Consider the following 20,928-nt stretch of genomic DNA (forward strand, 5'->3'; position numbering starts at 1 on the left):
CCGCCCGGGCGCAGGAGCGAACAGGGAGATGCAGTGAGCGTCACGGCAGCGAAGGGATTCACGGCGGCGGGCATCGCCGCCGGGATCAAGGAGAACGGCAACCCGGACCTGGCCCTCGTGGTCAACACCGGACCACGCCGCGCCGCCGCGGGCGTCTTCACCTCCAACCGCGTCAAGGCCGCGCCGGTGCTGTGGTCCGAGCAGGTGCTGAAGACCGGCCGGCTGTCGGCCGTGGTCCTCAACTCCGGCGGCGCCAACGCCTGCACCGGCCCCCAGGGCTTCCAGGACACCCACGCCACCGCGGAGAAGGCCGCCGACGTGCTGGGCGTCGGCGCCGTCGAGGTCGCCGTCTGCTCCACCGGGCTCATCGGCGTGCCGCTGCCCATGGGCAGGCTGCTGCCGGGCGTCGAGCAGGCCGCGGCCCAGCTGTCCGAGCACGGCGGCGAGAAGGCCGCCATCGCCATCAAGACCACCGACACCGTCCACAAGACGTCCGTGGTGACGAAGGACGGCTGGACCGTCGGCGGCATGGCCAAGGGCGCCGGCATGCTGGCGCCGGGCCTGGCCACCATGCTCGTCGTCCTGACCACGGACGCCGACGTCGACAGCGGGACACTTGACGCGGCCCTGCGCGCGGCCACCAAGGTCACCTTCGACCGCGTCGACTCCGACGGCTGCATGTCCACCAACGACACCGTCCTGCTCCTGGCCTCCGGCGCCGCCGGCGTCACCCCCGCCCAGGCGGAGTTCGCCGAGGCCGTGCGCGCCGTCTGCGACGACCTCGGGCAGCAGCTGATCCGGGACGCCGAGGGCGCCAGCAAGGACATCAGGGTCGAGGTGGTCAACGCGGCGACCGAGGAGGACGCCGTCGAGGTAGCGCGCTCCATCGCCCGCAACAACCTCCTCAAGTGCGCCATCCACGGCGAGGACCCCAACTGGGGCCGCGTGCTGTCGGCGATCGGCACCACCCGCGCCGCCTTCGAGCCCGACCAGCTCAACGTCGCCATCAACGGCGTCTGGGTGTGCAAGAACGGCGCGGTCGGGGAGGACCGCGCACGCGTCGACATGCGCTACCGCGAGGTGCACATCGTCGCCGACCTCGCCGCGGGCACCGAGACGGCCACCGTCTGGACCAACGACCTGACCGCCGACTACGTCCACGAGAACAGCGCCTACTCCTCATGAGCGACAGCGGCACGGGCACGACCCGTAAGCACACCGCGCTTCCCAAGGCCCGCATCCTCATCGAGGCGCTGCCTTGGCTGACCCGCCATCACGGCAAGATCGTCGTCATCAAGTTCGGCGGCAACGCCATGGTGGACGAGGAGCTGAAGGCCGCCTTCGCCCAGGACGTGGTGTTCCTGCGGCACGCCGGCCTGAAGCCGGTCGTCGTGCACGGCGGCGGCCCCCAGATCAGCGCCGCCCTCGACCGGCACGGCATCGTCAGCGAGTTCAAGGCGGGACTGCGTGTCACCACCGAGGACGCCATGGACGTCGTGCGGATGGTGCTGGCCGGGCAGGTGCAGCGGGAGCTGGTCGGGCTGCTCAACCGGCACGGGCCGCTGGCCGTCGGCCTGACCGGTGAGGACGCGCGCACCATCACGGCCGTCAAGCACACGCCCGAGGTCGACGGCAGACGCGTCGACATCGGGCGGGTGGGCGAGATCACCGAGATCGACACGGGCGCGATCGAGGCCCTGCTCGCCGACGGCCGCATCCCGGTCGTCTCGTCGATCGCCCGGAGCAAGGACGACGGTGATGCGGGACATGTCTACAACGTCAATGCTGATACGGCGGCTGCGGCACTCGCTGCGGCGCTGGGCGCCGAGACCCTCATGGTCCTCACGGACGTCGAGGGACTCTACGAGGACTGGCCCCACAGCGACGAGGTGATCAGCCGCCTCACCGCCTCCCAGCTGGAGAAACTCCTGCCGGAGCTGTCCTCGGGCATGGTGCCGAAGATGGAGGGCTGCCTGCACGCCGTGCGGGGCGGCGTCCGCACCGCCCGCGTCATCGACGGCCGGGTCCAGCACTCCATCCTGCTGGAGATCTTCACCGACGAGGGCATCGGCACCATGGTCGTGCCCGACGAGAGCGGTCAGCGGACCGAGGGGGACGTGGCATGACGAGCAACGAGGAGCTCACCCGGCGCTGGCAGGGCGCGCTCATGAACAACTACGGCACCCCGCGACTGCCCCTCGTGCGCGGGAAGGGCACCCGGCTGTGGGACGCCGACGGCAAGCAGTACCTCGACTTCGTCGGCGGCATCGCCGTCAACGCCCTCGGGCACGCGCACCCCGCCGTCGTCGAGGCCGTCAGCCGTCAGATCGCCTCGCTGGGCCATGTCTCCAACCTGTTCGTCGCCGAGCCGCCCGTCGCCCTCGCCGAACGCCTGCTCCAGCTCTTCGGCCGGGACGGCAGGGTCTACTTCTGCAACTCCGGCGCCGAGGCCAACGAGGGCGCCTTCAAGATCGGCCGGCTGACGGGCCGCCGGCACATGGTCGCCACCCGGGGCGGCTTCCACGGCCGCACCATGGGCGCCCTCGCGCTCACCGGGCAGCCCGGCAAGCAGGAGCCCTTCGCGCCGCTGCCCGGCGACGTCACGCACGTCCCGTACGGCGACGCGCAGGCGCTGGCCGCCGCCGTCACCGACGAGACCGCCCTCGTGATCATCGAGCCGATCCAGGGCGAGAACGGGGTCGTGGTGCCCCCGGCCGGCTATCTGAAGGCGGCCCGGGCGATCACGGCGGCCACCGGCGCGCTGCTGGTCCTCGACGAAGTGCAGACCGGCGTCGGCCGGACCGGCCACTGGTTCGCCTACCAGGCCCACGAGGGCGTCCTGCCCGACGTCGTCACCCTCGCCAAGGGCCTCGGCGGCGGACTGCCGCTCGGCGCCACCGTCGCCTTCGGCCGGGCCGCCGAGCTGCTCCGGCCCGGCCAGCACGGCACGACCTTCGGCGGCAACCCGGTCGCCTGCGCCGCCGGCCTCGCCGTCCTCGACACCCTCGCCGACGAGGGACTGCTGGAGAACGTCAAGCGGCAGGGCGAGCGGCTGCGGGAGGGCATCGAGGGCGCCGGCGGCAGTTCGCCACATCCGTTGATCGCCCATGTCCGGGGCGCCGGACTGCTCCTCGGTATCGTGCTCACCGGGCCGCTCGCACCGAAGGTGCAGCAGGCGGCTCAGGACGCCGGCTTCCTCGTGAACGCGCCCACCCCCGACGTCGTACGGCTGATGCCGCCGCTGAACCTCGGAGACGACGAGGTGGATGCCTTCCTCGACGCGCTGCCCGGCATCCTGGACGTGGCCGAAGGAGACGGACGATCCGGAGAATGAGACGACGATGAGTCAGGCGCAGGACCACGGGAACGGAGCCGGCGGACCCGCCGTACCGCAGACCCGCACGGCACGCCACCGCCGGATCGTGGACATCCTCAACCGGCAACCGGTGCGCTCACAGAGCCAGTTGGCCAAACTGCTCGCCGACGACGGGCTGAGCGTCACCCAGGCGACGCTGTCCCGGGACCTGGACGAGCTGAACGCGGTGAAGATCCGCAACAACGACGGCGACCTCATCTACGCGGTGCCGAGCGAGGGCGGTTTCCGCACCCCGCGGGCGCCGCTCGGGGAGTCCGCCAAGGAGGAGCGGATGCGGCGGCTGTCGCAGGAACTCCTCATCTCCGCCGAGGCCTCCGCGAACCTCGTCGTCCTGCGCACCCCGCCGGGGGCCGCCCAGTTCCTGGCCTCGGCGATCGACCAGGCCGAGCTGCACGACATCCTGGGCACCATCGCCGGCGACGACACGGTGCTGCTGATCAGCCGGAACCCCACCGGGGGGCAGGCACTGGCGGACCATCTGCTGCGGCTCGCGCAGAACGGGCACTGACCCGGCTGCGGGCCCGGCACCGGCGGCGGAGACTGGGGGTGTGCCGTTCCGCAGCGGCCGGGCAATCCCCCGGCGGGGCCGGGCCGTACATGGAGATGTGTCGAGTTTCCGCTTCCCCGTGGGCCGCCTCCCGGACGAGGCTCTGCTGTCCGGGCTGGCCACCGGTGACCCGGAACTCGCCGTCACCTTCGTCCGCAGGTTCCAGCACACGGTCTTCGGCGTCGCCATCGCCGTCACCGGGGATCCGCAGCTCGCCGAGGACATCGCCCAGCAGACGTTCGAGCGTGCGTGGCGTCATGCCCAGATCTACGACTCGCGCCGCGGTTCGGTGACGACCTGGCTGACGACCATCGCGCACAATCTCGCCATCGACGCGGTCCGCGCGCGGCGCACCGACCCGGTGGCGCCCGAGGACCTCGACGCGCTGCTCGGTGTCGTTACCGAGACCCCTGAGCAGTGGGTGCTGGATGACGAGGCCTCGTCCCGGTTGCGGGCCGCGGTGGCGCGGCTGCCGAGGGAGCAGGCCCGTGCCCTGGTGATGGCGGGCATCTACGGGATGACGGCCCAGCAGATCGCCGACTGGGAGGACATCCCGCTGGGCACCGCCAAGACGCGGATCAGGTCGGCCATGGGAAAGCTCAGGACCACACTCGCGGCTCCGAAGCGAGGCGACCATGCCCAGTGACCTGACCTGCGAGAAGCTGCGGGAGATCGGTGCCGAGCTGGCGCTGGGCGTGCTGTCCGGCCGCGAGCGGGCCGAGGCGGTCTCCCATCTGGACCGGTGCGCGGAGTGCCGGGAGTACGTCGAGCACCTCACCCTCGTCGGCGACAGGCTGATCGGCCTGCTGCCGGGCAGCGAGCCGCCGCTGGGGTTCGAGACCCGGGTGGCGCGCAGGCTGACCCGGGCCGTGCCGGCGCGGGAGGGCCGCCCGCGCGCACGGGTGGCCGGCCTGGTGCGGCGCCTGCGCGGCGGCGCCCGCCGTGCCCGGCTGCGGACCGCGGCGGCCGTGGCCGCCCTCGCCCTCGCCGTCGGGTTCGCCGGCTGGGGGATCGGCACCGCCATCGAGGAGGCCACCACCTCGCCCCCGCCGGCCGCCGAGCCGGGCCTGGTGACCGGAGAGCTGACCTCGGCCAAGGGGCCCGCGCGGCCGGCCGGCGAGATCTACGCCGACCCCGGGTGGCCCGGCTGGATCTGGATGTCCGTGGACCTGGCCGCCGCCGGCAACCCGTACAGCGGCAGGGTCTCCTGCGTCCTGGAGCACGCGGACGGCACGACCGTCCGGCTCGGCGCGTTCGAACTGCGCGGCGGCCGCGGCGACTGGGTCACGCGCGCCCTCGTCGACCCCTCGGCGCTCACCGGCGCCCGCCTGATCGCCGCCGACGGCACCGTCCTCGCCACCACCCGCTTCGAGCCCGGCGCGCACGAGTGACCGGTGCGCACGGGCCGCCGCGCACGAGGGGCCGGGCGGGTGTCGTCTCAAGGGCGCCCGGGTGCCGCCTCAGGGCCGGGCGGTACGGCGCCGGGGGCCGGTCGCCGCGTCGACCGCGGCGGCCAGTTCGCTCAGCGTGGGCCGGGACGACGGGTCGGCACGAAGGGAGCCGTCGATGGCGGCGGCGAGAGCGCGGGGCAGGCGCCGCCGGGAGCCGATCGGCGGGGCGGGCCCCGCCAGTTGCGGGTACCGCACGTTCCGCCCGCCCGTGGTGCCGGAGCCGTCCTCCCCGTCCGGGGACCCGCCGTCGGACTCGCCCGTCCGGGCCGGCGTCCGCCCGGCGCGGTGCCCGGCCGCCTCGTCGGCGCGCTCGCCCCGGTCGAAGGGCCCGTCACCGCAGGCGGCCTCGTACAGGGTCACGCCGACGCCCCACACGTCGGCCGCCGCCGACAGCGGCCCGCCGCGCGCCTGCTCCGGCGAGAGGTAGCCCCACGTGCCGACCCCGGCGGGCGCGGGCCCCGGGGGCCGCGCCACGCTCAGGTCCAGCACCTTCGCACGACCGCAGTCCACGACCACGTTGGACGGCTTGAGGTCGAGGTGCAGCAGGCCCTGGCCGTGCAGGTAGTGCAGCGCGGAACACAGTTGCACGCCGAGAAGCGCCACGTCGGCCGCGGCGGGCCGGCGCGGCAACCGGTGCAGCAGGTGGGAGAGCGTCTCGCCGGTCAGCGTCTCCAGCACGACGAGCGGCTCGGGCGACGCGAACGTCTCGTACCCGCGGACCAGGTGCGGGTGGGTGAAGGCCCGCAGCCACCGGCCCTCGCGCAGCAGCCGGTCACCCAGCCGCCGCTCGTCCCGGCGGTCGGGGCGCACCACCTTGATCACGCACCGGCAGTCCCGTTCCTCGCTCCAGGCGTCGTAGACGTCGAGCCAGCCGGTGCGCGTGAGGTGCGCCAGCACCTCGTAGCCGGGTACCGGTCTCGTGCCCGGCGCCAGGAACGGGCCCGCCCGGGCCGCGCCGGCACTCACGACAGCACCGTCCCCGGCGACGCGGCCCGGGACGGGGCGGGACCCGTGAGGGCGTTCAGCCGGTGCAGCCGGGCGTACGTCCCACCGCGCCCGATCAGCTCGTCGTGGGTGCCGTGCTCGACCGTCCGGCCGTGGTCGAGCACCACGATGCGCGTCGCGTCACGGACGGTCAGCAGGTTGTGGGAGATGACGACGGTCGTCCTCCCGGCCATGAGCCGGCGCAGCGGGTCCATGATCCGTCGCCCGGACCGGGCGTCGAGCCCGGTGGTCGGCTCGTCCAGCAGGAGCACGGGCGCGTCCCGGATCATCGCGCGGGCGATCGCCAGGCGCTGGCGCTGTCCGCCGGAGAGCGTCCGGCCGTGCTGGCCGACCATGGTGTCGTACCCCTCCGGGAGCAGCAGGATGAACTCGTGCGCGTCCGCGGCGCGCGCCGCCGCGACGATGTCCGCCTCGGTGGCCCCGGGCCGGCCGTAGGCGATGTTGTCCCGCACGGTGCCGTGGAAGACGAGCGTCTCCTGCAGGACCACCGCCACGCTGTCCCGGACGTCGGACAGCCGGAGCTCGCGCAGGTCGATTCCGTCGAGGCGGACCGCTCCGCGGTCGGGGTCGTAGAAGCGCAGCTGCAGTTTCGCCACGGTCGACTTGCCGGCCCCGCTGGCCCCGACCAGCGCCAGCGTCTCCCCGGGCGCCACGTGGAAGGACACGTCCGACAGCGCCCAGCGGGCGGTGTCGGGGTAGCGGAAGGAGACGCCGGCGAACTCCACGTCTCCCCGCGCCCGGGTGACGTGCCGGGCGCCGGCGGCGTCGACGACCTGCGGCCGCTGGTCCAGCAGTTCGATGATCCGCTCGGCCGAGGCGGACGCCGCGTAGAAGGTGGTGCCGAGGTGGGACAGGCCGCGCACCGGGCTGTAGAGCTTGCCGATCAGCGCGAGGAAGACCAGCAGTCCGCCGAGGGTGAGCTGCCCCTGGGCCAGCTTCCAGGTGCCCAGGCCCATGACCGCGAGAGCGCCGGACACCTCGACGAACTCCACGACGGCTCCGTAGACGGCGCGGATGCGTGCCGCGGCCATCGCCGCCCGGAACCTGCCGGCGTTCTCCCGTTCGAACCGGCGCTCCTCCCAGCCCTGCCGGTTGTACGCCTGCACCAGGGCGGCGTTGCCCAGCGACTCCTCGGCGATCGCGCTGATCGAGCCGCTGCGGCGCCTGCGCTCGCGCGAGGCCTCCTTCGTCAGCCGTGAGAAGTGCCGGGCGGCGCTCCAGAACAGCGGCACGACGACGAGGGCGAGGAGGGTCAGATCCCACTGCAGGGCGAACAGCAGGGCGAGGAAGACGCCCAGGCGGACCACATAGTAGAGGGCGTCCGCCACTCCGGAGAGCAGGAACGTCTCGACCGCGTCGACGTCGCCCGTCACTCGCGACAGCACGTCCCCGAGCCGCCGGCGCTCGAAGAACCCGAGTGAGAGCCCCTGGACATGCCGGAACACGTCGGAGCGCAGGGAGAGCAGGAAGCGTTCGCTGACCCAGGTCGAGGTCACGTCGTCGGCGAACCCCAGGACGCCCGAGCCGACGATGAGCCCGAGATAGGCCGGCGCGATCCACAGCAGCGGCCCCAGGTCGCGGGGGACGAGTACGTCGTCCACCACGATCTTGAAGAGCCAGATCTCCCCGGCGTCGATGGCGGGGCCGAGCAGGCTGAAGAGGACGACCGGGACGAGCCAGCGGCGGCCACCGCGGGTGTAGGGCCAGAACCGCCGGAACACCTCGCGCGGGGCGACCGGGGGCGCGGCCGCCACCACGGCGTCGGACGTCTCGCCCACCGGCAGCAGCCGCCGCAGGACCTGCGCCATGGCATGCGTTCCTCGGGGAGTGGAGGGGAGGGGGAGAGTGGGGGAGGGCCGGGCGACCGGGTCCCTCCGGCCTCCGGTCGGCTCGGCCCTCGTGTGCGGTCAGTAGCCGCCGTGGCCGTGGCGGTCGCCGTGGCCGTGGCGCCTGCCGTGGTCGTGGTGGTCGTCGTGACCGTGACGGTGCCCGTGCCCCGACCTGTCGTGGCGGTCGGACGTGTCCCTCCCGCGATCGCGGTGCTTCGCGGGCATCAGACTGCTGAAGATGGCCATCGCGTTCCTCCTGAGAGCTCCGGAGATGGGCTGCACACGGGATACGTCTCAGGGCCGCGGCCGGGATGGCGCTGTGGGGTAAAGGTGGGAAAAGTGCTGTTCTGCGGTGGCCCGTCGCCCGTCGCCCATGCCCGTGGCTTTGGCGCCGACGGTGGGCGCGGGGCTGGGAGCCGGTGCGCCTGTGGCGCGCAGGGGCGTCTGCCCGGTGGCCGACCTCGCGGGCCGGCGTCGGCTTCCGCCGTGCCGTCCGGCAGTCCTCGTCGTCCTGGCCGTGGGCCGACTTCGCGGCGGCCGGGCAAGCGTGCGCCGGACGCCGTCGCACGGCGGCAGCCGCGTGCGCGACGGGCCCTCAGCCCAGCCGTGCCGCCAGCCCCCCGGTGCAGCGGACCTCGTCGTCCGCCGTGATCAGCAGGGCCTCCACGTCCGGCAGGGACTCCAGCCAGGCCAGGCCCTCCCGCGAGCCCCGCGCGAACGCGGCCGTCGCCCAGCAGTCCGCCCAGGTCAGGGACGGGGCGGCCACCGTCACGGCCACCAGGTCGGTCACCGCCGCCCGTCCGGTACGCGGGTCCACGATGTGCGCACCCCGCTCGGCCGTCCCGGAGGTGGCGACCGCCAGCTCCTCGGAGCCGGCCGCGGAGACGACCGCCGCCAGCCCGCCCGGCCGCAGCGGATCCGCCACCCCGACGCGCCACGGCCGCCCCGGCTCGGGCGCGCCGAGCAGCTGCACGTCGCCGCCCCCGTTGACGCTGACCCCGTCGGCCCCCGCCGCCGCGATCCGACGGGCGGCCCGCTCGGCCGCCCAGCCCTTGACGATGCCCGTCGGGTCCAGCCGGCCTCCGTAGCGCAGGCTGAACCAGCCCTCGCTGACCCGCTCCGCCTCGGCGCCCAGGCGGAGCACCTCGCCGACCTCCGGATCGCACTGCCCGGCGGTGAGTTCCTCCCGGACCAGCCGGGAGATCTGGCTGTCGTCGCGGTAGGTGCTGAACACCTCGTCCACCCGGTGCAGGCCGGCGACCGCCTCCCGGAGCGCGGCGCGCACCGCCTCCGGGTCCCCGCCGCGGACGTCGAAGGAGAAGACCGTCCCCATGACCTCCTCCGCGTGACGCACCGCGGCGGGAGCCTCCAGCGGCCCGGCCCCGCCTTCAGCCACCGGCCTGGTCCAGCGCCGACTGCAGGGACTGCTGGTAGCCGCCGCTGGTGTAGGTCGCGCCGGACACCGCGTCGATGTCCGCGCTGCCGGCCGCCACCGCCTCCGCGTTCAGCCTCGGCACGGCCTCGGCGGTCTTCTGGCTGCTCAGCCCGCCCTCCGGCGCCTGCACGGCCTCCGCCTTGGTCATCTTCCCGTCGACCACCGTGATGCGGACCTGCACCGGCCCGTACTGGGTCCGCGCGGTCTTCCCCGTGACGGTCCGGGCCCGCGCCGCACCGGAGGAACCCGCGCCCGGCGAGGCCGATCCGGAGGACCCCGGGCCGGCCGGCGCGGACGGGGCGCCGCCCTCCGCCTTCATCCGGTCCAGCGCGGACTGCAGGGACTGCCGGTAGCCGCCGCTGGTGTAGGTCGCGCCGGACACGGCGTCGATGCGGGCGCTCTGCGCGGCCACCGCCTCCGCGTTGAGCTTCGGCACGGCCTGGGCCGTCTTCTGGCCGCTGAGCCCGCCCTCCGGCGCCTGCACGGCCTCCGCCTGGACGATCTTCCCGTCGGCGACCGTCAGGCGGACCTGGACCGGCCCGTACTGCGTCCGGGCCACGCTCCCGGTGACCGTGCCGGTCCCGGCGGCCCGGGCCCCGCCCTGGGGCGACTCCTGCGCCGCGGCGCTCTGCTGCGGCGCCGCGCCCGCCGACGCGGAGGCCGGGTCGGACGCCGGCTTCAGCGACAGCAGCAGCACGATGCCGGACACGGTGGCGGCACCGGCCAGCACGGCACGCCGGATGGGGTGGCTCTTCCTCATCGCTCCTGAGCTCCTGTTTCCCGTGAGATCCGTCGTCGGTCGCGTGCGCCGGTGGCACTCACATCTCGAACGACTCGTGATGGATGCGGCGGGCGGGGATCCCCGCGCCGCGCAGCGCTTCGTACACCGACTGCGCGAAGCCGGGCGGCCCGCACAGGAACGCGTCGTGGCGCTCGATGTCGGGGATCTTCCGCCGCAGCGACTCGGCGGAGATGTCGGGACGCTCCCCGTCCGGGCTGTTGACGGCGTACATCAGCCGGGCGCCGCGCTCGTCGGCGATCTTCGCCAGCTCGTCCCACAGGGCCAGGTCCTGGGTGCTGTTCGCGCGGTACAGCAGCGTGATGTCGCCGGCCGCGCCGGGCAGCGTCTCGAACAGCGCCCGCATCGGGGTGATGCCCACGCCGCCCGCGACCAGGAGCACCTTGCCGCGGCTGCGCCGGGACGCGGTCAGCGCGCCGTAGGGTCCCTCCGCCCACACCCGGGTGCCGGGCGTCAGCTCGCGCAGCCGGGCGCTGTGGTCGCCGATCGCCTTCACGGTGATCCGCAGCATGTCGGGACGGGGCGCCGCCGACAGCGAGTAGGGGTGGGAGCTGAACCGCATGCCCGGCGCCAGGAACCGCCAGCGGAAGAACTGCCCGGCCTCCGCGCCCATCCGGTGCAGCCGCCTCCCGCCGATCAGCACGGACACGATCCCCGGGGTCTCCTCGACGACCGCCTCGACCCGCATCCGGTGCCGCAGGTTCAGCCGGACCGGGGTGAGGACGCGGTACCAGACCAGCAGCGCCGTCACCGCGCCGTACAGGCCGTACCAGAAGCTCTTCGCGGCCGGCTCGACGGCGAAGTCGTTGCCGGTGGTGATCTGGTGCCAGAAGGTCAGGAACACCGCCGCATAGGTCAGCAGGTGCACGTGGTACCAGGTGTCGTACGGCATCCGGCGGCGCACCGGCCCGGCGGAGACCAGACCGATGACCACCAGCAGCACCGTGCCGACGGCCGCCTTGCCCATGTCCGGCAGCTGCTGGACCGAGTCGACGGTCTGCTGGACGATCCCGCCCAGCGACCTGCCCGCCTGCACGGCGTAGCCCCACATGGTCAGGAATACGTGCGCGACGACCAGGCAGAGCGTGTACCGGCCGCTCATGGCGTGCCAGCGGGCGACCCGGTCGGAGCCCACCCGGCGTTCCAGGGCGGGCACGCGCGCCATCTGCAGCACCACCAGTGCCATCAGGTAGCCGGCGAGCAGGCCGGTGATCCGGCCGGCGTTGAGGATCCTGCCGCCGGTGTCGGCGATGGACGGCGTGTTCATCCACCACAGCCACAGGACGCCCGCCGCGCCCGCCCAGACGGCGAGCAGCAGCGGTACGGCGGGGGAGCGGCGCGGGCGGATGCGGCGCATCGTCTGGCGCCGGGCGGCGCGGCCTCCTGCGAGCGTGGTGGTCACGGTTCCTCCGTGGAGCGGGGGCAAGGGGGTGGCGTGGTCCCTTGGCCCTGGAATACGTGTCACGACGGCCGTGCGTTCAGAGTCCCGCCGAGTCGAGCGCGGACTGGAGTGACCGGCGGTAACCGTCACTCGTGTAGGTGGCTCCCGACACGGTGTCGATGCCGGCGCTCTGCGCGTCAAGGGTCTCGCGCCGCAGCTGGGGGAGCGCGTAGCTGCTGATCTCCTGGTCGCGCGGATTCTCCTCCGGGTAGGTGACGGCGGTGACATCTGTGATCCTGCCGTCGGTCACGGTGACGCGCACCTGGACCGGGCCCCAACGGGTCTCGACGGACCGTCCGGTCAGGGTCCGCGTGCCGGTGCCGTTCCCGCCGGACGACCCGCCCGCACCGCTCGTGTCCCCGGACCCGGCCGTGCCCCCCGGGGCGCCGGACGCGGCCGGGGCGGGCGCCGCGGCGATCCGGGGCGGGGTGTGCGGCTTGAGCGACAGCAGCATCACCAGACCGGAGACGGTGGCGGCGCTCGCCAGGACGATCCGGCGCAGTGGGCGGTTCTTCCTCAACGCGTGCAAGGCGGCCTCACAGTTCGAACGACTCGTGGTGGATACGGCGGTCCGGCACCCCCGCCGCGCGCAGCACCCGGTACAGGTCCTGGGCGAAGGCGTGCGGACCGCAGAGGTACACGTCGTGCCCGGACAGGTCCGGCACGGCCGACCGCAGGTACTCGACGTCGAGGACGGGGCGCTCCCCGCGCGGGCCGTTCAGCGCGTACAGCACCCGGGCCCCGCGCCGGCGCGCGACGGCCTCCAGCTCGCCGCCCAGGGCCAGGTCCTGCGCCGTGCGCGCCCGGTACAGCAGGGTGACCTCGCCCGGCAGGGTCTCGAACAGCGCCCGCAGGGGGGTGACGCCGACGCCGCCGGCGATCAGCAGCGACCGGTGGGAGGTGCGCCGGTCGGCGGTCAGCGACCCGTACGGTCCCTCGGCCCACACCCGGGTGCCCGGCCGCAGAAGCGGCACGGACGCGCTGTGGTCGCCGAGTGCCTTCACGGTGATGCGCATGAGCTCCGGACGCGGCGGCGCCGACAGGGAGTACGGGGTCGACGTCCAGGACATGCCCGGGGCGAGGAAGCGCCAGCGCAGGAACTGCCCCGGGCGCGCGCCGAGTTCGTCCAGCCGGTGCCCCCGCACGGCGACGGAGTACACCCCGGGCGCCTCCTGGTGCACCGAGTCGACCCGGAGCCGGTGCCGCGCGTTCAGCCGCACCGGGACGAGGATCCGGAACCACACCACCAGCCCGGCGACGCCCAGGTACAGCACGTACCAGGCGGCGGTGGCCGCACGGTGCCCGTTGAAGTCGTCGCCCAGGGCGGGCTGGTGCCCGAAGGCGAGGAAGACGGCGGCGTAGGTGAGCAGGTGCACGTAGTACCAGAACTCGTGACTGGTCCGGCGGCGTACCGCGCGCGCCGAGGTGACGCCCACCGCGAGCAGCGCGGCCGTGCCCGCGGTGGCCTTCAGCATCTCCGGGTAGTCCATGACCACCGTCAGCGTCTCGTGCCACAGCGAGGCGCGGTCCTGGGCCGCGTACCCGGCGAGGATCAGCACCACGTGCGCGAGCAGCAGGCAGATCGTGTACCGGCCCGCCATCGCGTGCCAGCGGGCCACCCGGTCCGAGCCGATCCGCCGTTCCAGCGCCGGAACGCGCGCCATCAGTCCGACCAGCACCGCGCAGGCGTACCCGGCCAGCAGCCCGGCGATCCGCCCGGCCCCGGTCAGCCAGCCCGCGGCCCCCACCACCGAGGCCGTGTCCCGCCACCACATCGCGACCACCGCGGCGGCGCCCGTCCACAGCAGGGCGAGCGCGGCCCCCGCCGGGGAGCGCCTCACGGCCCGCGGCACCGGGGGTGCCGCCCGCCGCCCGTACACCGTCGTCATGGGTCCGCGTCCTTTCGCCTGGTCCGGGAGGCCACTGTGCGGGCCGAACCTCTGAGGCCGCTCTGAGATCCGCGGTCGGCGCGGCCGCCGCACGGAGAACCCGGAGGGTTCGGGGCGCGGCTCCCACGTGGGACGCGGGCGGCCACTCAGAGGAAGTTCAGAGCGGCCCGGCGGCGCGGGCACCCCGCGCGGCGGGGGATCCTTGAAACGCCATGAACACTCACTTCGGCCCCGTGCCCGCCGCCCGCCCCGGCCCGTCCGCCCTCACCCGACCCGACGGCAGTCCCGTCCGGGTCCTCGTCGTGGACGACGACCCGGACCTCGCCGAAGTGCTCTCCGGCGCCCTGTGCTACCAGGGCTGGGAGGTGCGCACCGCCGGCGACGGCGCCTCGGCCGTCGCCGCGGCCCGGGAGCTGCAGCCCGACGCCGTCGTCCTGGACGTGATGCTCCCGGACACCGACGGCTTCGCGGTGCTGCGCTCCCTGCACGCCGTGCAGCCCGACGTCTGTGTGCTGTTCCTCACCGCACGGGACGCGGTGGAGGACCGCATCGCGGGCATCACCGCCGGCGGCGACGACTACGTGACCAAGCCCTTCAGCCTGGAGGAGGTCGTCGCCCGGCTGCGGGGTCTGCTCCGCCGCTCGGGCATGGCCCGGCAGCTGGAGGAGGGACCCCGGCTCGTCGTGGGCGACCTGGTCATGGACGAGGACGCCCGCGAGGTCACGCGGGGCGGGGAGCTGATCGAGCTGTCCCCGACCGAGTTCGAACTGCTGCGCTTCCTGATGAGCAACCCGCGGCGGGTGCTCAGCAAGACCCGGATCCTCGACCGGGTCTGGTCCTACGACTTCGGCGGCCAGGCCCACGTCGTGGAGCTCTACATCTCCTACCTGCGCAAGAAGGTGGACGCGGGCCGGGAACCGATGATCCACACGGTGCGCGGGGCCGGGTACGTGCTGAAGCCGGCTGTCCGGTGACGGCGGCGGCGCGGGGCCGGGTGGGAGCGGCGGTGCGGCGGTGGGCGGCGCTGCTGCGGCCGCGCACCCTGCGGGCCCGCCTGACCGCCGGCCTGGTGGTGCTGCTCGCCGTCAGCTGCGCCGCCGTCGGCGTGGCCGCAGTCGTGGAGCTCGACGGCTTCCTCACCGGCCGCGTCGACCAGCAGCTGCGGGACGTCGCCGGGCGGTTCCCGGCCAGCCTGGAGCACCGCACCCCGCTCCCCGACGACCACGACGGGGACGAGCACGGCGACACCCGCCGGCAGGCGGCGGGCACCTTCGGCGCCCGTCTGGTCGACGGCACCGTGGTCAACGCGGCGGTCGTGCCACCGGCCGGTTCCGCCACCGCCGACCTCACCGTCCACCTGACCCCGAGCGACACCGCCCGGCTCGCCCGGCTGCCGGCCGACGGCCGGCCGCGCACCGTCCACCTGTCGTCCCTGGAGGCCTACCGCGTGGTCGCCCAGCCGGGGCGGGACGGCGACGTCCTGGTCACCGGCCTGCCGCTGGAGCCGGTGGAGGCCACCGTCCACCGGCTCGAACTGGTCGCCGCGGTCGTCTTCGGCGCGGCTCTGGCGATCACCGGTGTCGCCGGGGCGCTGTGGGTGCGCTGGTCGCTGAGGCCACTGAGCCGGGTCGCGGCGACCGCCACCCGGGTCAGCGAGCTGCCCCTGGCCAGCGGTGAGGTGGCGCTGCCGCGGCGGGCACCGGCCGCCGACCCGCGCAGTGAGGTGGGCCGGGTCGCCGCCGCCATCGACCGCATGCTCCACCACGTCGAGGACGCCCTGACCAAGCGGCACGCCGGCGAGCAGCGGCTGCGCCGCTTCGCCGCCGACGCCAGCCACGAGCTGCGCACCCCGGTCGCCTCGGTCCGCGGCCACGCGGAGCTCGCGCTGCTGCACCCGGGGCCGGTGCCGCGGGAGGTCACGCGCGCGCTCGAACGCATCGCCGCCGAGTCCGCCCGCATGGGCGACATCGTCGACGAGATGCTGCTGCTGGCCCGCCTGGACGCCGGCCGCCCCCTGGAACGCCTGTCCGTCGATCTGACCCGTCTGGTTCTGGACGCGGTGACCGACGCCCGCGCCGCGGGTCCCGGTCATCGCTGGACGCTGGAGCTGCCGGAGGAGCCGATCGCGGTGACCGGCGACGCGCACCGCCTCCACCAGGTGCTGGCCAACCTGTTGGCCAACGCCCGTACGCACACACCGCCGGGCACCAAGGTGACGGTGTCCCTGGTCACCGAGGACACCGTGGCCGTCCTCACGGTGCACGACGACGGGCCGGGCGTGCCGGAGGACGTCCGGCCGGGTGTCTTCGAACGCTTCACCCGCGCCGACCGCCGCCGGACCGACTCGGCGGGCGGCGGCGCCGGCCTGGGCCTGTCGATCGTGGCGGCGGTGGCCGAGGCGCACGGCGGGTGCGTGGGGCTCGACAGCAGGCCGGGGTCGACCACGTTCACCGTGCGGCTGCCCGGGGGCGGCGCCACCGCCTGACGGCCGGGCGCCGCCCGCCGCCCCGCCCGCATGTGCGACCGGGCCGCCCGCCGCCCCGCCCGCATGTGCGACCGGGCCGCCCGCCGCCCCGGCCGCCGCGCGGGTACCGCCCTCCGGGATCCGCAGACCCGGGGCACCCGCCCGACGGGCTCCCGGGTGAGCGCGGCCGGCGACTTGCGACCTTTCACCCTTCGGCGTGGCCCGATGCAATTGACGAACCATGCAGAGTTCTGCATACTCATGCATATCAGCGAATGCACTGTGAGGAGAAACCCGTGACCGAGCGCGTCGTACTCGCCTACTCGGGCGGTCTGGACACCTCCGTCGCCATCGGCTGGATCGCCGAGGAGACGGGCGCCGAGGTCATCGCCGTTGCGGTCGACGTCGGCCAGGGCGGCGAGGACCTGGACGTCATCCGCAAGCGCGCGCTCGCCTGCGGTGCCGTCGAGGCCGAGGTCGCCGACGCCAAGGACGAGTTCGCCGAGGAGTACTGCCTCCCGGCGATCAAGGCCAACGCCCTGTACATGGACCGCTACCCTCTGGTCTCCGCCCTGTCCCGGCCGGCGATCGTCAAGCACCTCGTCGCCGCCGCGCAGAAGCACGGCGCCACCACGGTCGCCCACGGCTGCACCGGCAAGGGCAACGACCAGGTCCGCTTCGAGGCCGGCATCGTCGCCCTCGCCCCCGGCCTCAAGTGCATCGCGCCGGTCCGCGACTACGCGATGACCCGCGACAAGGCCATCGCGTTCTGCGAGGAGAAGAACCTCCCGATCGCGACCACCAAGAAGTCCCCGTACTCCATCGACCAGAACGTCTTCGGCCGCGCCGTCGAGACCGGCTTCCTCGAGGACATCTGGAACGCCCCGATCGAGGACATCTACGAGTACACCCAGAACCCGGCGCTCACGCGCGAGCCCGACGAGGTGGTCGTCACCTTCAAGGAGGGCGTCCCGGTCGCCCTCGACGGCAGGCCCGTGACCGTCCTGCAGGCCATCCAGCAGCTCAACGAGCGCGCCGGCGCCCAGGGCATCGGCCGGATCGACATGGTCGAGGACCGGCTGGTCGGCATCAAGTCCCGCGAGGTGTACGAGGCCCCCGGCGCGATCGCGCTGATCACCGCGCATCAGGAGCTGGAGAACGTCACCGTCGAGCGCGAACTGGCCCGCTACAAGCGGCAGGTCGAGCAGCGCTGGGGTGAACTGGTCTACGACGGCCAGTGGTTCTCCCCGCTCAAGCGCGCCCTGGACGGTTTCGTCAACGAGGCCAACCAGCACGTCTCCGGCGACGTCCGGATGACCCTGCACGGCGGCCGCGCGGTCGTCACCGGCCGGCGCTCGCAGGAGTCGCTGTACGACTTCAACCTCGCGACGTACGACACCGGCGACACGTTCGACCAGTCCGCCGCCAAGGGCTTCATCGACATCTACAGCCTGTCGTCGAAGATCGCCGCGAAGCGCGACCTGCAGGCGTAGCCCGGCGCGCGACGCGCCCGCCCACCTCCCACGCAGTAGCCTGACGACCGCCTCCTCACCCGCCGTGAGGAGGCGGTGGCACATCCACCCTTCCCGAGGAGCGCAGCAAGTGAGCAGCAACAGCGGTGACGTCCGGCTCTGGGGCGGCCGCTTCGCCGACGGCCCCGCCGAGGCCCTGGCGAAGCTGTCCGCGTCCGTCCACTTCGACTGGCGGCTCGCGCCCTACGACATCGCCGGTTCGCGCGCCCACGCGCGGGTGCTGCGCAAGGCGGGCCTGCTCACGGACGACGAGCTGACGCGCATGCTGGCGGGGCTCGACCGGCTGGAGGCGGACGTCGCCTCCGGTGCCTTCACCGGCACCCTCGCCGACGAGGACGTCCACACCGCCCTGGAGCGCGGCCTGCTGGAGCGCCTCGGCCCGGACCTCGGCGGCAAGCTGCGCGCGGGACGCTCCAGGAACGACCAGGTCGCCACCCTCTTCCGCATGTACCTGCGCGACCACGCCCGGATCATCGGCGGCCTGATCGCCGAGCTCCAGGACGCGCTGATCGGCCTCGCGGAGGCCCACCCGGACGTGGCGATGCCCGGCCGCACCCACCTCCAGCACGCCCAGCCCGTGCTGTTCGCCCACCACGTCCTCGCCCACGTGCAGTCCCTGTCCCGGGACGCCGAGCGGCTGCGGCAGTGGGACGAGCGGACGGCGGTGTCCCCGTACGGCTCGGGCGCCCTGGCGGGCAGCAGTCTCGGCCTGGACCCGGAGGCGGTGGCCGCGGACCTCGGCTTCGAGCACGGCAGCGCCGGCAACTCCATCGACGGCACCGCCTCGCGGGACTTCGTCGCCGAGTTCGCCTTCGTCACCGCGATGATCGGCGTGAACCTCTCCCGGATCGCCGAGGAGATCATCATCTGGAACACGAAGGAGTTCTCCTTCGTGACCCTGCACGACGCCTTCTCCACGGGCTCGTCGATCATGCCGCAGAAGAAGAACCCGGACATCGCCGAGCTGGCGCGCGGCAAGTCCGGCCGCCTGATCGGCAACCTGACCGGCCTCCTGGCGACCCTGAAGGCCCTCCCGCTCGCGTACAACCGCGACCTGCAGGAGGACAAGGAGCCCGTCTTCGACTCCTGCGACCAGCTGGAGGTCCTGCTGCCGGCCTTCACCGGCATGATCGCGACCCTCACCGTCCACCGCGAGCGCATGGAGGAGCTGGCGCCGGCCGGCTTCTCGCTCGCCACCGACATCGCCGAGTGGCTGGTCAAGCAGGGGGTGCCGTTCCGCGTCGCGCACGAGGTCGCCGGCGAGTGCGTCAAGACCGCCGAGGCCGACGGCAAGGAGCTCGACGAGCTGACCGACGAGCAGTTCGCCAAGATCAGTCCGCACCTGACGCCCGAGGTGCGGACCGTCCTCAACGTCCCCGGCGCCCTCGCCTCCCGCACCGGCCGCGGCGGCACGGCGCCGAGCGCGGTCGCCGTCCAGCTCGCCGAGGTGAAGGCGGACGTGGCGGCGCAGCACACGTGGGCCGCCGCCCAGCGGAAGCCCTCCTGACCTGGTGGGCACCGCGCCGTGAGGCCCCGCGGGGTGAGCCGGCCGGCCGACCTCCGGCGCCCCCTCCCGCCCGGACGGCGGCCCGCCCGGGCGGGAGGCCCACGGGATACCTTGGCCCCATCCGTGAGGATCACCAGCCGCACCGGACGGAGCCCCTGATGCCCTTCGCACGACTCGCCTCGGCGACCACCCCCACCTGCCACATCGGTCTGGGACTCGCCGCCGTCGGGCGCCCCGGGTACATCAACCTCGGCCGGGACCGGGACCTCCCGGCCGACCGCACGGTCGAGGCGCTGCGCGCCCGCACCCACGAACTCCTCGACGCCGCCTACGCGCAGGGCGTCCGCTACGTCGACGCGGCCCGCTCCTACGGCCGTTCCGAGGAGTTCCTCGCCGACTGGCTGCGTGCCCGACCGGACGCCTCCGACGTCGTCGTCGGCAGCAAGTGGGGCTACACCTACACCGCCGACTGGCGCGCCGACGCCGAGCGGCACGAGGTCAAGGACCACGGCCGGGCCACCTACGAGCGGCAGCGCGCGGAGAGCGCCGCCCTGCTCGGCGGCCGGCTCGACCTGTACCAGATCCACTCGCTGACCCCGGACAGCCCCGCCCTCACCGACACGGAACTGCACCACCGGCTCGCCGAGGCCGCGGCCGAGGGCCTGACGATCGGCTTCTCCACCAGTGGCCCGGCGCAGGCCGACACCGTCCGCGCCGCACTCGCGGTGACGGTCGACGGCCGGCCGCTCTTCCGCACCGTCCAGTCGACGTACAACGCCCTGGAGACGTCCGCCGGTCCGGCGCTCGCCGAGGCGCACGACGCCGGACTGACGGTGATCGTGAAGGAGGGCATGGCCAACGGGCGGCTCGCCGGGCCGGACGCGCCGGACGTGCTGGAGGCCGTGGCCCGCGAGACCGGCGCCGGCTGCGACGCGGTCGCCCTCGCCCTCGTCCTGCGCCGGCCGTGGGCAGGCGTCGTCCTCTCGGGCGCCGCCACCACCGAGCAGCTCACGTCCAACCTGCACGCCGCGACCCTCGACCTCGACGAGGACCAGCTGTCCCGCCTCGCCGGACTGGCCGAGGATCCGCGCGCCTACTGGGAGCGGCGCGGACGGCTGCCCTGGCACTGAGGGCTGTCCGGTAATCCGCGGTGGATCGGCGCGCGGCGTCAGACGCGGTGCATCGCAAGGCGGAGGGTCGTCCTGGGACCGCCAGGATCAGGGAGTTGTGCTGCCACGAGGGCCCGACCTGCTGGGGTGCGGTAGTAGAGGACTGAGCGGCCTGCGCGTCGGCGCCGGGTCGGGTTCGCCTCGCGGAGCAGGGCGGCCAAGGCCCTTGGCGTCGGGCGCCGGTCGTCGTCGACCAGGGCACCACGGCACGGGTGGACGACCGCATACCTCCGGGCGGGAGGCGTGCGCTGGGTGCCGATGCGCGCAACGTCCCAGCAGAGCCGGCTTTGACTCAGCGTGACCGGTACGAACATCAGCCGCACGGTGGAGAGTTCCTGCGGTGGGCTGTCGCAGACGGTGATCTGCAGGCGGTCGTGGCCGAGCCAGCGCAGGCAGACGCCCCTGTCCGGCGGGTTCGGTAGTTTCCCTTCGCGTCGAGCACGCCTTCGCGCGGACGAAGACCTGGAAGATCCCCGCACCGGTC

Annotated in this window: 19 protein-coding genes; 11 read left to right on the forward strand and 8 right to left on the reverse strand. The window is 74.0% G+C overall.

Translation table 11 applies throughout. The features are described from left to right. Positions 1-33 precede the first annotated feature (33 nt). The 6 genes from argJ to ACWDNY_RS02745 all read left to right on the forward strand — a co-directional run bounded on the left by argJ (position 34) and on the right by ACWDNY_RS02745 (position 5,314). Positions 34-1,185 carry a bifunctional glutamate N-acetyltransferase/amino-acid acetyltransferase ArgJ gene (gene argJ, locus ACWDNY_RS02720; protein ID WP_451643884.1) on the forward strand — a complete coding sequence of 384 codons (1,152 nt, stop codon included), beginning with the start codon at positions 34-36 and terminating at the stop codon, positions 1,183-1,185. Further along, a complete protein-coding gene (argB, locus tag ACWDNY_RS02725; RefSeq protein ID WP_451643885.1) occupies positions 1,182-2,126 on the forward strand; it encodes an acetylglutamate kinase in 945 nt (314 codons plus the stop codon). Before argJ ends, argB begins: the two co-directional genes overlap by 4 nt. After that, the gene (locus tag ACWDNY_RS02730; RefSeq protein WP_451643886.1) at positions 2,123-3,334 is read left to right on the forward strand and encodes an acetylornithine transaminase; all 1,212 of its coding nucleotides are present in this window, start codon (positions 2,123-2,125) and stop codon (positions 3,332-3,334) included. Before argB ends, ACWDNY_RS02730 begins: the two co-directional genes overlap by 4 nt. Positions 3,335-3,341: 7 nt before the next feature. Continuing rightward, entirely contained in the window at positions 3,342-3,884 is a 543-nt protein-coding gene (locus ACWDNY_RS02735) for an arginine repressor (protein WP_361499605.1), read from the forward strand. Between the two features lie 97 nt (positions 3,885-3,981). Beyond that, positions 3,982-4,569, forward strand: a complete 588-nt coding sequence (locus ACWDNY_RS02740) for an RNA polymerase sigma factor (RefSeq protein WP_451643887.1) — start codon at positions 3,982-3,984, stop codon at positions 4,567-4,569. Beyond that, positions 4,559-5,314 carry a hypothetical protein gene (locus ACWDNY_RS02745; protein WP_451643888.1) on the forward strand — a complete coding sequence of 252 codons (756 nt, stop codon included), beginning with the start codon at positions 4,559-4,561 and terminating at the stop codon, positions 5,312-5,314. The genes ACWDNY_RS02740 and ACWDNY_RS02745 overlap by 11 nt, the downstream gene beginning before the upstream one ends. A gap of 69 nt (positions 5,315-5,383) precedes the next feature. On the opposite strand, the gene ACWDNY_RS02750 is transcribed toward ACWDNY_RS02745, so the two are convergent. The 8 genes from ACWDNY_RS02750 to ACWDNY_RS02785 all read right to left on the reverse strand — a co-directional run bounded on the left by ACWDNY_RS02750 (position 5,384) and on the right by ACWDNY_RS02785 (position 13,772). Beyond that, positions 5,384-6,340, reverse strand: a complete 957-nt coding sequence (locus ACWDNY_RS02750; RefSeq protein ID WP_451643889.1) for a serine/threonine-protein kinase — start codon at positions 6,338-6,340, stop codon at positions 5,384-5,386. Beyond that, positions 6,337-8,187 carry an ABC transporter ATP-binding protein gene (locus ACWDNY_RS02755; protein WP_451643890.1) on the reverse strand — a complete coding sequence of 617 codons (1,851 nt, stop codon included), beginning with the start codon at positions 8,185-8,187 and terminating at the stop codon, positions 6,337-6,339. Before ACWDNY_RS02755 ends, ACWDNY_RS02750 begins: the two co-directional genes overlap by 4 nt. A 99-nt stretch (positions 8,188-8,286) precedes the next feature. Next, positions 8,287-8,454, reverse strand: coding sequence for a hypothetical protein (locus ACWDNY_RS02760; protein ID WP_451643891.1), 168 nt, complete (start codon positions 8,452-8,454; stop codon positions 8,287-8,289). A 349-nt stretch (positions 8,455-8,803) separates the two neighbouring features. Further along, positions 8,804-9,541, reverse strand: coding sequence for an FAD:protein FMN transferase (locus ACWDNY_RS02765; protein WP_451643892.1), 738 nt, complete (start codon positions 9,539-9,541; stop codon positions 8,804-8,806). A 55-nt stretch (positions 9,542-9,596) separates the two neighbouring features. Then, positions 9,597-10,403: an FMN-binding protein gene (locus ACWDNY_RS02770; protein WP_451643893.1), complete on the reverse strand. Its 807-nt coding sequence runs from the start codon at positions 10,401-10,403 to the stop codon at positions 9,597-9,599. Positions 10,404-10,461: 58 nt separating this feature from the next. Next, the gene (locus ACWDNY_RS02775) at positions 10,462-11,844 is read right to left on the reverse strand and encodes a ferredoxin reductase family protein (protein WP_451643894.1); all 1,383 of its coding nucleotides are present in this window, start codon (positions 11,842-11,844) and stop codon (positions 10,462-10,464) included. 76 nt (positions 11,845-11,920) lie between these two features. Further along, entirely contained in the window at positions 11,921-12,412 is a 492-nt protein-coding gene (locus ACWDNY_RS02780; protein ID WP_451643895.1) for an FMN-binding protein, read from the reverse strand. A gap of 7 nt (positions 12,413-12,419) precedes the next feature. Further along, on the reverse strand, positions 12,420-13,772 hold the full coding sequence (locus ACWDNY_RS02785; RefSeq protein WP_451643896.1) for a ferredoxin reductase family protein: 1,353 nt from the start codon (positions 13,770-13,772) through the stop codon (positions 12,420-12,422). Positions 13,773-13,984: 212 nt separating this feature from the next. On the opposite strand from ACWDNY_RS02785, the gene ACWDNY_RS02790 reads away from it, so the two are divergent. The 5 genes from ACWDNY_RS02790 (at position 13,985) to ACWDNY_RS02810 (ending at position 20,405) form a co-directional block, all read left to right on the forward strand. Beyond that, positions 13,985-14,746: a response regulator transcription factor gene (locus tag ACWDNY_RS02790; RefSeq protein WP_451643897.1), complete on the forward strand. Its 762-nt coding sequence runs from the start codon at positions 13,985-13,987 to the stop codon at positions 14,744-14,746. A 32-nt stretch (positions 14,747-14,778) separates the two neighbouring features. Further along, on the forward strand, positions 14,779-16,257 hold the full coding sequence (locus ACWDNY_RS02795; protein ID WP_451643898.1) for a sensor histidine kinase: 1,479 nt from the start codon (positions 14,779-14,781) through the stop codon (positions 16,255-16,257). A gap of 275 nt (positions 16,258-16,532) precedes the next feature. Next, complete coding sequence (locus ACWDNY_RS02800; protein ID WP_451643899.1) at positions 16,533-17,729, forward strand: argininosuccinate synthase; 1,197 nt, start codon at positions 16,533-16,535, stop codon at positions 17,727-17,729. A gap of 109 nt (positions 17,730-17,838) precedes the next feature. Continuing rightward, entirely contained in the window at positions 17,839-19,275 is a 1,437-nt protein-coding gene (gene argH / locus ACWDNY_RS02805; protein WP_451643900.1) for an argininosuccinate lyase, read from the forward strand. 158 nt (positions 19,276-19,433) lie between these two features. Then, complete coding sequence (locus ACWDNY_RS02810; RefSeq protein WP_451643901.1) at positions 19,434-20,405, forward strand: aldo/keto reductase; 972 nt, start codon at positions 19,434-19,436, stop codon at positions 20,403-20,405. The last annotated feature ends 523 nt before the right edge of the window (positions 20,406-20,928 follow it).

The organism is Streptomyces sp. NPDC003697 (genome assembly GCF_053587115.1).